Source organism: Streptomyces sp. HUAS MS02 (assembly GCF_055702265.1).
In genome coordinates this window covers 2,974,005-2,987,364 of sequence record NZ_CM146747.1, presented here as the reverse complement: position 1 = coordinate 2,987,364, position 13,360 = coordinate 2,974,005, and the positions used below count along the sequence as shown (strand labels likewise).

Genomic DNA, 13,360 nt, shown 5'->3' with positions numbered 1-13,360 from the left:
ATCGGTAACCGGGGCGGCAAGCTCCCCCTAGGGCCTGTCTGACAATTCCCGTCTGCCCTGCGACGCCATGCACGCGCTCTCGCCGCACCGGGCGCAGACCCACGTACGTCCAGTACGAGGGTCTACGCCCGGCACGCCGAGAGCACGCTCCCCCAGTCTCGACTTCGCTCGACCGGGAGGTACCCCCATGCCGCCGCAAGGCCGCCCTCCGGGCGACGACGGGAATTGTCAGACAGGCCCTCGTGGCTCAGCCGAGGTGAGGCAGCACCTCGGCACCGAGTCGCCGTACGTTCTCCTCCGTCGCCGCCAGATCGCCGGAGCCCTCGACGAGCAGGGCGAAGCGGGAGATGCCCGTCCGCTCGCTGGTCGCCGCGAGCCGGTCGGCGCACAGCCGCGGGGTGCCCACCGGGTGCAGCCCGCAGAGGAGTTCGGTGTAGGCCAGCGGGTCCCGCATCGCGCGGGCGCGGCCGTCGACGGTCACATGTGCGTCGAGGCCCTGCTTCAGCCAGCCCGGCATCGCCTTGGTGAGCGCCTCCACGGCGTCGGTGCGGCGGTCCGCGATCTGGCAGACGCCGGCCGAGACATGGGCCGCGCCGGAGATCTCCTCCGGCGAACGGCCCGCCGCGCGGGCGCAGTTGCGCCACAGCGCGACCATCTCCGCCTTCTCCTCGTCCCCGACGTGCATGCCGAGGAGCATCGAAAGACCGCGCTCGGCCGCCAGTTTCACGCTCGTCGGTGAGGTGCAGGCGACGACGACCTCCGGACCCGGGGTCTCGTCCAGGTCCTCCGCGGGCCTCGGGACGACCGCCACCTCACGGAAGCTGAATCGTTCCCCCGACGCCGACACCGAGGGCTCACGCAACCAGCGCATGAGCAGATCGAGTGATTCCGGGAAGCCCTTCTCGTACGCCTCCAACCCGGAGCCGAACACCTCCAGATCGACCCACGGCCCGCCGCGCCCGACACCCAGGGAGAAGCGTCCGCCGGAGGTGATGTGCAGCAGCGCGGCCTGTTCGCCCAGGGCCACGGGGTGCGTGGTGGGCAGCACGCTGACCGCCGTGCCGACCCGGATGCGCCGGGTACGCCCCAGCAGTAACGCGGCGAGGGTGATCGCCGACGGACAGGTGCCGTACGGCACGAAGTGGTGCTCGGCCAGCCAGACCGCGTCCAGGCCCGCCTCGTCGGCCACTTCCGCGGTCCGTACCGCCCGGTGGAGCGCCTCCCCCTGGCCCTGGCCGGGGAACTGGGCGCCCAGTACAAATGTTCCTACGTGCATCGCTCTTCCTGCTTCCTCGGCTCCGACTCGGGAGCTCCCCCACCGGCATAACCCCGTGACACGTGCCGAAGACACGGCCTGGCGACGAGATTTGCGGATTGTCTGCAGAATGCGCCGGGCGGAGGGCGTTCTGAGGGGATTGGCGCCGTACGCGTACCCCCACCGGGCCCGCGTAGGCTGGACACCAACCCTGCTCCCTGTATAGCTCCGTGAGGTGTCCCGTGTCCCCGCGTCGCAACCGCCCCAAGGACAATGCCTCCTCGGGGCTGTCGGGTCCGTCAGGCCGCAGTGCGGAGGAGGACCGGGCGAACCGGTACGGCGGCTGGCAGACCAGCGAGCCCTGGCGGGGCGAGGAGTGGAGCGTGCGCCATGTGGCGGGCGCGAGCGCGGCCGGCAAGACCTACCGCTGCCCCGGCTGCGACCAGATGATCCCCTCCGGGGTGCCGCACGTCGTCGCCTGGCCCGAGCACTCGGGCGTCGACGAGCGCCGGCACTGGCACAAGGCCTGCTGGAACGCGAAGGACCGCCGCACCTCGCGGGTGCAGCGGTCCCGTAACGCGCCGAGGTTCTGACACCTCGCGGACTTCCGTCGCCGTCCTCGGTCAGACGTCCCGCTTCTCCAGCAGGGCGTACGCGCCGGCGAATCCGGCCGCGACCAGGACGAGCATGATCCACAGCGGGTCCCAGCCCGACGGGCCGGACTGGCTGATCTCCGCACCGTAGAAGACGCTGAGCTGACTCGGGATCGAGTACTCCAGCAGGAACTCCTGCACGTCCTTCAGCGACTCCGAGAACATGAAGATCGCGATGACCAGCGGCGCGAGGAAGACACCGAGCATGATGGTGATCGCGCCGGCGGAGTGCCGGATCAGCGAGCCCATGAGCAGCGAGAGCAGCCCGAAGAGCGCGAGGAAGAGACTCACGCCGACGGTGGCCTTGAGCCACTCCTCGCCGTCGGGGTTCACCACGCCGCTGCCCTCCAGGATCGCCACCTGGGCGAAGCCGACGAACGCGGTGGTGACCAGGGTGACCGTGAAGGTGAGCGCGAAGAACACGATGGCCTTCGCGAGCAGCACCCGGCCCCGGCTCGGGCAGGCCGTCATCGTGGTCCGGATCATCCCCGTGCCGTACTCGGACGCGGTGGTCAGCACCCCGAGCGTGATGAAGCAGACGCTGCCGATCATCAGCCCGAACAGACCGAGGCCCAGCGGCGACTCGCCCTCCAGGTTCATGTCCGTGGAGGCGGCGATCATGGCGAAGAGCAGACCGAGGCCGACCACCAGCACGACGAAGACGCCCAGCGTCCACATCGTCGAGCGGACCGATTTGATCTTCGTCCACTCGGAGGAGATCGCGTGCCCGAGGTGGGTGCGCACGATCGGGATCGGCGAGGTGTACGACGTGCCCGGCGCGCCCTGCCAGGCGGGGGCGGGCGGCTGCTGGGCGAGGTGCGGCTGGGGCGTGCTCATCGGGCGTCCTCGGACTTCGTCAGGTCGGCGGCGGGCGCGGGGGCCGCGGGTGCGGGGGAGGAGGCGGGCTCCGGCGCGGCGGCGGGCTGCGCGGGGGCCGGGGGCGCGACCGGGGGCGCGGACTGGGCGTACGGGTTCGCCTGGGGCTGCGCGGGCGCCGGAGCGGGCGCCCCGGGCACCGGAGCGCCGTAGGGACCGGCCGGAGGCTGGCCCTGCGGCGCCGGGTGGCCCTGCGGAGCGTACGGCTGGCCGCCCTGCTGCGGTGCCGGCGGCGCGTACCAGCCCGGCTGGCCCTGTCCGGGCACCGGCATCGGCGGCTGCGCGCCGGGCGGCAGGGGCTGCTGGAGACCGGCCTTCTGGTCGGTCGTCGAGCGGTAGTCGACGGCGCCCTGCGTCATCCGCATGTACGCCTCCTCCAGCGAGGCCTGGTGCGGCGACAGCTCCCACAGCCGTACGTCGGCGCCGTGCGCGAGATCGCTGATCCGGGGGAGCGGCAGACCCATGACACGCAGTGCCCCGTCCTGCTCGGGCAGCACCTGGCCCCCCGCCTCGGTCAGCGCCGCCGTCAGCTTCTCGCGCTGCTGCGGCTCGCTGTCCGGGGTGCGTACGCGCGCGAAGTCGGCGGAGTTCGCCGAGATGAAGTCCTTGATGCTCATGTCGGAGAGCAGCTGCCCGCGCCCGATGACGATGAGGTGGTCGGCGGTCAGGGCCATCTCGCTCATCAGGTGCGAGGAGACGAAGACCGTGCGGCCCTCGGCGGCGAGCGCCTTCATCAGGTTGCGCACCCAGAGGATGCCCTCGGGGTCGAGGCCGTTGACCGGCTCGTCGAAGAGCAGGACCTGGGGGTCGCCGAGCAGGGCCGCGGCGATGCCGAGCCGCTGGCCCATGCCGAGGGAGAAGCCCTTGGAGCGCTTCTTGGCCACGTCCTGGAGGCCGACGACACCGAGCACCTCGTCCACCCGGCGGGCCGGGATGCCGGACAGCTGGGCCAGGGACAGCAGGTGGTTGCGGGCGTGCCGGCCGCCGTGCACCGCCTTGGCGTCGAGGAGGGCGCCGACCTGACGGGCCGCGTTGGGCAGCTTGCGGTACGGGTAGCCGCCGATCGTCACCTGCCCGGAGGTGGGATTGTCCAGGCCGAGGATCATGCGCATCGTCGTCGACTTGCCCGAGCCGTTGGGGCCCAGGAAGCCGGTGACGGCTCCCGGCCGCACCTGGAAGGAAAGGTTGTACACGGCTGTCTTGGCGCCATAGCGCTTCGTCAGGCCGACTGCCTCGATCATGCTCCGCACCCATCGAACGGTTCGTGACGTCTCGGACTCGTCTCAGGACGTCGGGGCGCACGCCCCCGTAAGGATTAGGAGCTTATCGGGACGCTGACGGTTCCGCCCAAGAGGAGGTAAAACCTCGCAGGTCACGAGCCGGTCGACTTGGCATGTACGTAACCGCTGGTCAGGCGCCTGATCGTCCGATCACGCGTCGCGCCGCTTCAGTGTCAGATATCCGCCGAGCAGCGCCGCGGCCACCCACAGCGCCATGACGGCGAGACCGCCCCAGGGCCCGTACGGGGTGTCGTCGTCCACCGGGGTGACCACCTGCATGATCCTGCTGCCGGCCTGGTCGGGGAGGTAGCGGCCGACCTTCTCGGTGGCGCCGACGTTGCCGAGGATGTTGGAGATCAGGAAGAAGAACGGCATCAGGATGCCGAGCGACAGCATCGGGCTGCGCAGCATCGCCGCGACGCCCATCGAGAACATCGCGATCAGGGTCATGTAGAGCCCGCCGCCGAAGACCGCGCGCAGGACACCCGGATCGCCGATCTCGGCCCGGTGCGGGCCGAGCATCGCCTGTCCCAGGAAGAACGTCACGAAGCTGGTCACGAGTCCCACCGCGAACGCGAGTGCGGTGGCCACCGCGATCTTGCCGAAGAGGAAGGTGCCGCGCTGCGGCACGGCGGCGAGCGAGGTCCGGATCATGCCGGTGCTGTACTCGTTCGACACCACCAGCACCCCGAACACGATCATCGCCAGCTGGCCGAGGGTCATGCCCGCGAAGCTGATGAAGGTGGGGTCGAACGAGAGCCGGTCGTCGCGGCTCAGATTGTCGAACTCGTTCTTCGACAGCAGGGAGATCAGCACGCCGAGCGCGATGGTCACGAGCCCGGCCAGCGACAGCGTCCACACCGTGGACGCCACCGAACGGATCTTGGTCCACTCCGAGCGGACGACCTGGACGGCGGCCATGGTCAGCCCTCCCGCTTCCAGCCGGCGCCCCAGGCGGGGGCGGGCGACGGGCTCGCCACCGGGGTGCCGTCGTGCGCGTGGTACTCCACCGACTCGGCGGTCAGCCGCATGAACGCCTCCTCCAGCGACGCCTGTCGGGGGCTCAGCTCGTGCAGCACGATGCCGTGCCGGCCGGCCAGCTCGCCGATCTGCTCCGTCTTCTGGCCGTCCACCTCCAGCGCCCCGTCGCCCGTCTGCACGGCCATGACACCGACGGCGTGCAGCGCGTCGAGCAACTGTTCGCGCTGGGGGGTGCGGATCCGTACGTACGACCGTGAGTTCTGCTGGATGAACAGCGCCATCGAGGTGTCGGCTAGGAGCCGTCCCTGCCCGATCACCACCAGATGGTCGGCGGTCAGCGCCATCTCGCTCATCAGGTGCGACGACACGAACACCGTGCGGCCCTGGGCCGCGAGGGACTTCATCAGGTTGCGGATCCAGTGGATGCCCTCGGGGTCGAGGCCGTTGACGGGCTCGTCGAACATCAGGATCCGCGGGTCGCCGAGGAGTGCGCCGGCGATGCCGAGCCGCTGCCCCATCCCCAGCGAGAAGCCCTTCGCCTTCTTCCGCGCCACCGACGTCAGTCCGACCGTGTCCAGCACCTCGTGCACGCGGGCCCTGGGGATCCCGTTGCTCTGCGCGAGGCACAGCAGATGGTTGAAGGCGCTGCGGCCGCCGTGCACGGCCTTCGCGTCCAGGAGCGCGCCGATGTACGTCAGCGGGTCCCTCAGACGGTCGTAGTGCGTGCCGTCGATCCGGACGTCCCCGGCCGTCGGGCGGTCCAGCCCCAGGATCATGCGCATCGTCGTCGATTTCCCGGCGCCGTTCGGCCCGAGAAAACCGGTCACGAGCCCGGGCCGCACGGCGAAAGTCAGATTGTTCACCGCGACCTTCTCGCCATACCGCTTGGTCAGCCCGTCGAGCTCGATCATGCGGCCACGCTAAAACGGCCGCAGACCCCCTGCCACCGGAGTACTGATGACCACGGTCCAGCCCCCACAAGGGGCGCGGGAAACTGCGCGACCAGCCACGTACGACCGTCAGCCGCGCGACAGCAGGAGCCCCCGAGCTCGTAGGCATCGCCATCAAGGCTGGGCGGCGGCTGCCACCACCCCCAGGAACACCAAAGGCCCGCGCCCCCCGGAGGGGAGACGCGGGCCCGAAGGTGCCTCTTCCGGCCGTGGCCGTCAGGCGACCGTGTTACCGGGACTGCTGGGCCGGGACCCCGCGGGAGATCGGCTCGTCGTCGGTGACCGGCGTGCCCGCGGCGGCGACCGCCGCACCCGTGAGGGTCGCCAGCATCTCGCGCACGTTCGTCAGCTGGGCGTTGATCGAGTCGCGACGGTTGGTGAGCGCCGCCAGCTCGCGCTCGGATTCCGAACGGATCCGGTCCGCCTTGGCGTTCGCGTCCGCGACGATGTCCTCGGCCTGACGCTGCGCGGTCTCCACCGTCTGGCGGGCACGGCGCTCGGCGTCGGTGCGCAGCTTCTCGGCCTCCAGCCGCAGCTGCTCCGCGCGGTGCTCGATCTCCGCGAGACGCTTCTCGGCCTTCTGCTGACGCGACGCCAGGTCGCGCTCGGACTGCTCGCGGCGCTTGGCGAGGTTCGTCTCGAAGTCGGCGGCGGCCTGCGCGGCCTTCGCACGGGTCTCCTCGAAGAGGGCGTCCGCCTCCTCGCGCTTGGACTGCGCGTCCTTCTGCGCCTCGGCACGCAGCTGCGAAGCGTCGCTCTTGGCCTTCTCGACGATCCGGACGCCCTCGTCCTCGGCCTTGGCCTTGCGCTCGGCCGCGAAGGACTCGGCGTCGTTGCGCACCTGCTGGGCCGCCGACTCGGCGAGCTCACGGTGCTGCTCGGCGGCGCGGCGGGCCTCCTCGCGCAGGTCCTTCGCCTCCTCCTCGGCGAGGCGGAGGATCTTCTCGACGCGCGCGCCGAGCCCGGCGTAGGACGGCTCGGCGTCGGTCACCGCGGCCTGGGCGTTCTGCGTCTCGAGGTGGAGCTCCTCGATGCGCTTCTCCAGAGCGGTGATGCGGGCGAGAGCGGAGTCACGGTCGGAGACGAGCTTGGAGATACGTTCGTCCACCTGAGCGCGGTCGTATCCACGCCGCACAAGCTCGAAGCCGTAGGGGGAAGTGTCGCTCATGGGGTTCCTGTCGAATGAGACCGGTGAGGTGATAGGTGGAATCCTAGGGGGCGAAGCGGCGTGTCATCGAGCAGATGCACGTTTGATCTGGAGAATGACACCCCTTTTGAGTGGCCGACCATCGGAATACTTGCCAGAAACTTTGCGTAAAGGCCCTGAAAGCACAGACGGCACAGATGGCAAGCACAGAACGAGCACAAATTGGTGTCCGTAGTGCCAGGGCGGGGCGGGAAGATACCCGCAACGCCCCGACACCGCTAGCCGTCTGACGACTTGCCACCCGAACGAGTCGCACCCGCCGCGGCACCCGTCTTGACTCCACCGTCCTTGCCGCTCGACGGGGCCTCAAAAGACTCCAACGCCACCAGGACGTCCTGGACACGGGAGATCTCGGCATTGATGTCCTCGCGGCGGCGGACCAGCACCTCCAGCTCGCGCTTGCCCTCCTCGACCGTCCGGCGGGCCTCGCGGATCGCCTCGGCCTTCAGCTCCTCGGCCTCGCGGACGAGCGTGGACTTCTTCTGCTCGGCCTCCTTCAGCAGGCCCTCGGCCTTCTTCACCGCGGCGATACGCACCTTGCCCGCCTCGGAGTTCGCCTCGGAAACGATCTCCTTGGCCTTGGCCGTCGCCTTCTCCAACTGCTCCTCGGCGGCCTTGATGAGCGCGTCGCAGCGATCACCGGTGGATTTCATCGTCTCGGCGGCCTCACGACGGGCCCGCGTGTGCAGCGCCTCGATCTCGGCCGTGATGCGGTCGCGCAGCTCCTCGGCCCGCTCCCTTATGGCGGTCGCGTCCCGACGCGCCCCGACCAGCAGCTCGTCGGCGTCCGTACGGGCCTTCTCCACCCTGGAGTTGCCCTCGACGGTCGCCTCGGCGACCAGCCGCTCGGCCTCCTTGCGGGCCGCGCCGACCATGGAGTCGGCCTGTCCCTCGGCGTCCGCGGTGGTCTGCAGGGCCTGCGTCTGCGCCTCGGTGAGCAGCTTGTCGGCCTCGGCCGCCGTCTCCGAGATGAGCTTGTCGACCTGCTCGGCGGCCTCGGAACGCCGCTTGTTGGCGTCCTTGCGGGCCTGGTCGAGGGTGTTGTCGGCCTCCTCGCGGGCGTGCGCCATGAGCCGGTCGGCCTCCGCCTCCGCCTCGGCCCGAGCCCGCTCGGCGTCGGCCCGGACCCGCTCGGCGTGCTGCTGCGCGGAGCCCACCGTCTCGGCGGCCTCGGCCCGCAGCCGCTCGGCCTCGTCGGTGGCCTCGCCGATCAGCCGGTCGGCCTTGGCGACGGACTCGGCCCGGACCCGCTCGGCCTCCTCGTTGGTCTCCCGGGTGAGCCGCTCCGCCTCGGCCGTCACCTCGGTGATCAGGGTGTCGGCCTGGGTCGCCGCGTCCGAACGGATGCGGTTGGCGTCGTCGCGGGCCTCCGCACGGGTGCGCGAGGCGTCCTGGTCGGCCCGCGCGACGGTGTCCGAGGCCTCCGTACGGGCCCGCTGGGCGTGCTCGGACGCGTCGCTGCGCACCCGCTCCGCCTCGGCGATGGCCTCCGCCACCGTGCGCTCGGCGAGCGACTTGGCCGCCTCCGACTCCTCCCGGGCCTCGCGGCGCACCCGGTTGGCGTCCTCGGTGGCCCGCTCCCGCTCCGCGTAGGCGTCGGCGCGGACCCGGTCCGACTCCTCCTCGGCCTCGCGGCGCATCCGGTCCGCCGCGTGCTCGGCCGTGTTGCGCAGCCCGGCGATCTCCTCCTGGGCCTGCTCGTGCAGCCCGGCGACGGAGTCCCGCACCTGCTGCGCGTGCTGCTCGGCCGCCGACACCATCTCGCCGGCCCGCCGCTCGGCCTCCTCGACCAGCCGTACGGCCTCGGTCTGGGCCTCCTCGACGCGCTTGCGAGCCGAGGCCAGCAGCTCCTCGCTCTGCTCGCGGGCCCGCAGCCGCTCCTGGTCGGCCTCCTGCCGGGCCGAGCCGAGGAGCTCCTCGGCCTCGCGGCGGCGCCGGGCGGCTTCCTCCTGTGCGGCGGCCAGTGTCTCCGAGGCCTCCGTGGCGAGCCGCTCGGCCGCGGCCTGCGCCTCCGCCCGTACCCGGTCGGCGGTGTCCTGCGCCTCGGACTTCAGCCGCTCGGCCTCGGCCGCCGCCTCCGAGCGCAGCCGTACGGCGACGGCCTCGCCCTCGGCGCGGGACGCGGACGCGTCGGCCGCGGCCTCGTCGCGCAGCCGCTCGGCCTCGGCCTCGGCCTGCGCCTGGAGCGTACGGATGCGCTCGGCGGCCTCGGCGCGCAGCCGGTCGCTCTCCTCGCCGGCCTCGCGGCGGATCCGCTCGGCCTCGGCGCGGGCGTCGGCGAGCGCCTCCTCGGCGGAGGCCAGCCGGGCCTCGGCCTCGCTCTGCAGCCGGGTCAGCTCCTCGGCCGCCTCCGCCTTACGGGCCTCGACGCCGCGCTCGACCTCCTCGCGCAGCTCACGGGCGGCCCGCTCGGCCTCGGCCTTCAGCTCCTCGGACTGCTCCTCGGCCTCGGCGCGGTGCCGCTCGGCCTCCTTGCGGGTCCGCTCCAGCGTCTCCTCGGCCTGACGGCGCAGCGTCGAAGCGCGTTCGATGGCCTCGGTGCGGACCTTCTCGCTGTCCGCGGTGGCCGTCTGCCGCAGCTCGTCGGCGTCCGTGCGGGCCTTGGCGAGCAGTTCCTCGGCGGTCTTGGCCGCCTCCTCGATCTGCTGGACGGCCTCCCGCCGGGCCTCGGAGCGGATCCGCTCACCCTCGGCGACCGCGTCGGAGCGCAGCTGCTCGGCCTCGCCGCGCAGCCGGCGCGCCTCCTCCTGCAGCTCGACCGTCTTGGCGCGGTACTCCTCGGTGTCGTCCTTCGCCGTGCCCTTGAGCTGTTCGGCGATGTCGTGGGCCTCGGCGCGCAGCCGGTCCGCCTCGGCCTCGGCCTCGGCGCGGATGCGCTCGGCCTCCTCTATGGCGGCCTTGGTGGTGTTGCGGGCCTCCTCGGACGCCTTGTTCAGCACGTCCTCGGCGGTCTTGGCCGTCTTGGCGAGAGCGGAGGCGGATTCCTCCGCGGTGATCGAGCGGGCCTTCTCGGCGGCCTCGGCGAGCAGCTTCTCCGCCTCGGCCCTGGCGTCCGCGACGACCTCTTCGGCGGACGCCTTGGTGGCCTCGGCCTCCTTGGTGGCCTCCTCGACCAGCCGGGCGACCTGCTCCTTGGCCGTACGGGTGCGCTGCTCGTTGGTCGACTCGGCGCCGGCGACGGCCTTGGCCGCGTTCTCCTTGGCCTCCGTGATGAGCTTCTCGGCCTCGGCGCGCGCCTCGCGCAGCGCCGCCTCCGCGTCCGCCATGCGCTGCTCGGCGGTCCGGCTCAGCTCGGCGGCCTGGCGGCGCGCGGAGTCCGACTCGGTGGCGGTGGAGGTGCGCAGCTGCTCGGCGTGCTCGGTGGCCTCCTGGGCCTGTGTGGACGCCGCGTTCAGCAGCCGTTCGGCCTCGGCGCGGGCCCGGCGCAGGATCTGGTCGGCCTCGCTGCGGGCGGCCTCCGAGTCGCTCTGCAGCCGCTGGCGGGCCTCGGCGGCGAGCCGCTCGGCCTCGGCACGGGCGGCGGCCAGCGCCTGCTCGGCCTCCGCGCGCGACTCGTCGACGAGCCGGCGGGCCTGGGACTCGCTGCGGGCCCGCAGCTGCTCGGCCCACGCCACGTTCTCGTTGACGTGCGACTCGACCGTCTGCCGGCGCTCGGAGAGCTCCTGGTCGAGCTGCTGGCGGCGGGCGACCGCCTCCTGGTGCAGCTCCGCCTGGAGCCGTGCGGCCTGCTCGGCGTGCTCCTGGAGGATGCGCTGCGTCTGCGCCCGGGCCTGGCTCAGCTCGCGCTCGGCGTCCGCGCGCAGCTGGTCGGCCTGCATCTGGGCCTGGCGGAGCATCTGCTCGGCCTGGTACCCGAGGTCGCCGCCGCTGTCGTAGGCGGGCCGGGACATGAGGGTGCGGCGCGCCTCGTGCAGCTTGGCGCGCAGCACCTCGACCTGGTAGCCGAGGTCCTCGGCGTGCTGGATCGCCTTTTCCCGCTCGGTCTTCAGCCGCTCCATCTCGGCCTCGAACCGAGAGAGGTGGTCGACGTCAGCCGCCGGCTCTCGCTCCTGGCGTTCGTAGCCCCGCACTGCGCGGTCCCATCCGTCCCCTGGTCGCAACCTCTGGCAATCGAGCTCCGTCCAACCGCCGAACGGGGCCCCCGGGGAATGGTGTCAGATCAACGGCGGAGCACGGGCTGCCGCCCTCACCCTCGTCCCCCGAAACCTGGACCCCGGCCCTAGGACAGGCGCTGATGGATCTCCGCGCTGCCCTTGGATCCCGCTCCTCGGAAGGCGGCAGGACCCGGGCCGTCCCCCTCGAAGGCGACGGCCGACCCCAACCCTACCGGCCCATATGTACGGGGGTCAGTGCTCAGGTGACTCAACTGGCGCCGAAGTGACCAGTTCTGTCAGTACGCCGTGACAATCCTTGGGGTGCAGGAACGTGATCCGTGACCCCATGGAACCGATTCGCGGCTCCTCGTACAGGACGCGTACGCCCTTGTCCTTGATCGCGGCTGCCTCACCGTCGACATCCGCCGTACCGAAGGCGATGTGGTGGACCCCCTCGCCGTTCTTGGCCAGCCACTTCGCGACGGTGGAGTCCTCGCGGGTCGGCTCCAGAAGCTGCAGGTAGGAGGCGCCGCCGTCGTCCGTGCTGTTGATCTTGAGCATGGCCTCGCGCACGCCCTGCTCCTCGTTGACCTCGGAGTGGTACACCTCGAAGCCGTACGTGGCCCGGTAGAACTCGACGGTGGCGTCGAGGTCGAAACAGGCGATCCCGATGTGGTCGATTCGCGTCAGCATGGTGTCAGTGCAGCGCTCATCCGACGGTTACGCAACGTGCGCGCGATCACACCGACAGCCCGGTGACGGCACGGAGTGCCACTCAGTACATTCGAAGTAAACCCTCGTTCACTCACTCCTCGGCTGTGCAAGCTGGAAGGGGATCGCACCTCATGACTGGAACGAACGGCACGACCTCGGTGATCGTCGCGGGCGCCCGTACGCCCATGGGACGGTTGCTCGGTTCGCTGAAGTCCTTCTCCGGAGCCGACCTCGGCGGCTTCGCGATCAAGGCCGCCCTGGACCGTGCGGGGATCGGTGGCGACCAGGTGCAGTACGTGATCATGGGCCAGGTGCTCCAGGCCGGGGCGGGGCAGATCCCGGCGCGCCAGGCCGCGGTCAAGGCCGGCATCCCCATGAGCGTGCCCGCGCTCACGATCAACAAGGTGTGTCTGTCGGGCCTCGACGCCATCGCGCTCGCCGACCAGCTGATCCGCGCCGGCGAGTTCGACATCGTGGTGGCCGGCGGCCAGGAGTCCATGACCAACGCCCCCCACCTGCTTCCCAAGTCCCGCGAGGGCTACAAGTACGGTGCGATCCAGATGCTCGACGCGATGGCGTACGACGGGCTCACGGACTCCTTCGAGAACATCGCCATGGGCGAGTCGACGGAGAAGCACAACACCCGCCTCGGCATCCTGCGCCCCGAGCAGGACGAGATCGCCGCGCAGTCCCACCAGCGCGCCGCCGCCGCCCAGAAGAACGGCCTCTTCGACGCCGAGATCACACCGGTGGAGATCCCGCAGCGCAAGGGGGAGCCGGTCGTCTTCAGTCAGGACGAGGGCATCCGGGGCGAGACGACCGCCGAGTCGCTGGGCAAGCTGCGTCCGGCCTTCGCCAAGGACGGCACGATCACGGCCGGCTCCGCCTCGCAGATCTCCGACGGCGCCGCCGCCGTGGTCGTGATGAGCAAGGCCAAGGCGGAGGAGCTCGGCCTCACGTGGCTTGCCGAGATCGGCGCCCACGGGAACGTGGCCGGGCCGGACAACTCGCTCCAGTCCCAGCCGTCGAACGCGATCCAGCACGCCCTGAAGAAGGACGGGCTGGAGGTGGCGGACCTGGACCTCATCGAGATCAACGAGGCCTTCGCCGCCGTCGCCGTGCAGTCAATGAAGGACCTCGGCGTGTCCCCGGAAAAGGTGAACGTCAACGGTGGTGCGATCGCTCTCGGGCACCCCATCGGCATGTCCGGCGCCCGGCTCGTCCTGCACCTCGCCCTGGAGCTGAAGCGGCGCGGCGGCGGGGTCGGCGCGGCGGCGCTGTGCGGCGGCGGTGGTCAGGGTGACGCGCTGATCGTGCGGGTACCCAAGGCCTGAGGCCCGTCGTTCCAGG

10 protein-coding genes are annotated in these 13,360 nt (G+C 71.3%); 2 read left to right on the top strand and 8 right to left on the bottom strand.

The features are described 5' to 3' along the window. Window positions 1-247: 247 nt before the first annotated feature. Window positions 248-1,276, bottom strand: coding sequence for an LLM class flavin-dependent oxidoreductase (locus ACZ9QC_RS12515; protein ID WP_472920223.1), 1,029 nt, complete (start codon window positions 1,274-1,276; stop codon window positions 248-250). A 221-nt stretch (window positions 1,277-1,497) separates the two neighbouring features. Between ACZ9QC_RS12515 and ACZ9QC_RS12510 the strand changes: the two genes are divergently transcribed. Beyond that, window positions 1,498-1,848: an ATP/GTP-binding protein gene (locus tag ACZ9QC_RS12510; RefSeq protein WP_230220428.1), complete on the top strand. Its 351-nt coding sequence runs from the start codon at window positions 1,498-1,500 to the stop codon at window positions 1,846-1,848. 30 nt (window positions 1,849-1,878) lie between these two features. On the opposite strand, the gene ACZ9QC_RS12505 is transcribed toward ACZ9QC_RS12510, so the two are convergent. The 7 genes from ACZ9QC_RS12505 to mce form a co-directional block, all read right to left on the bottom strand. Beyond that, window positions 1,879-2,745 carry an ABC transporter permease gene (locus ACZ9QC_RS12505; protein WP_472920222.1) on the bottom strand — a complete coding sequence of 289 codons (867 nt, stop codon included), beginning with the start codon at window positions 2,743-2,745 and terminating at the stop codon, window positions 1,879-1,881. Beyond that, window positions 2,742-4,025: an ABC transporter ATP-binding protein gene (locus ACZ9QC_RS12500; RefSeq protein ID WP_472920221.1), complete on the bottom strand. Its 1,284-nt coding sequence runs from the start codon at window positions 4,023-4,025 to the stop codon at window positions 2,742-2,744. Before ACZ9QC_RS12500 ends, ACZ9QC_RS12505 begins: the two co-directional genes overlap by 4 nt. Before the next feature lie 189 nt (window positions 4,026-4,214). Then, window positions 4,215-4,985, bottom strand: a complete 771-nt coding sequence (locus tag ACZ9QC_RS12495) for an ABC transporter permease (RefSeq protein ID WP_472920220.1) — start codon at window positions 4,983-4,985, stop codon at window positions 4,215-4,217. A 2-nt stretch (window positions 4,986-4,987) separates the two neighbouring features. Then, window positions 4,988-5,956 (bottom strand): ATP-binding cassette domain-containing protein, encoded by a 969-nt coding sequence (locus ACZ9QC_RS12490; RefSeq protein ID WP_472920219.1) that lies wholly within the window; start codon window positions 5,954-5,956, stop codon window positions 4,988-4,990. A gap of 268 nt (window positions 5,957-6,224) precedes the next feature. Then, window positions 6,225-7,163 (bottom strand): coiled-coil domain-containing protein, encoded by a 939-nt coding sequence (locus ACZ9QC_RS12485; protein WP_215449050.1) that lies wholly within the window; start codon window positions 7,161-7,163, stop codon window positions 6,225-6,227. Between the two features lie 257 nt (window positions 7,164-7,420). After that, window positions 7,421-11,272: a polarized growth protein Scy gene (gene scy / locus ACZ9QC_RS12480; protein ID WP_472920218.1), complete on the bottom strand. Its 3,852-nt coding sequence runs from the start codon at window positions 11,270-11,272 to the stop codon at window positions 7,421-7,423. A 276-nt stretch (window positions 11,273-11,548) separates the two neighbouring features. Continuing rightward, window positions 11,549-11,989, bottom strand: a complete 441-nt coding sequence (gene mce, locus ACZ9QC_RS12475; RefSeq protein ID WP_184899498.1) for a methylmalonyl-CoA epimerase — start codon at window positions 11,987-11,989, stop codon at window positions 11,549-11,551. 152 nt (window positions 11,990-12,141) lie between these two features. Here mce and ACZ9QC_RS12470 point away from each other — a divergent pair, with 152 nt between their 5' ends. Then, entirely contained in the window at window positions 12,142-13,344 is a 1,203-nt protein-coding gene (locus ACZ9QC_RS12470; RefSeq protein WP_472920217.1) for an acetyl-CoA C-acetyltransferase, read from the top strand. Window positions 13,345-13,360 lie beyond the last annotated feature (16 nt).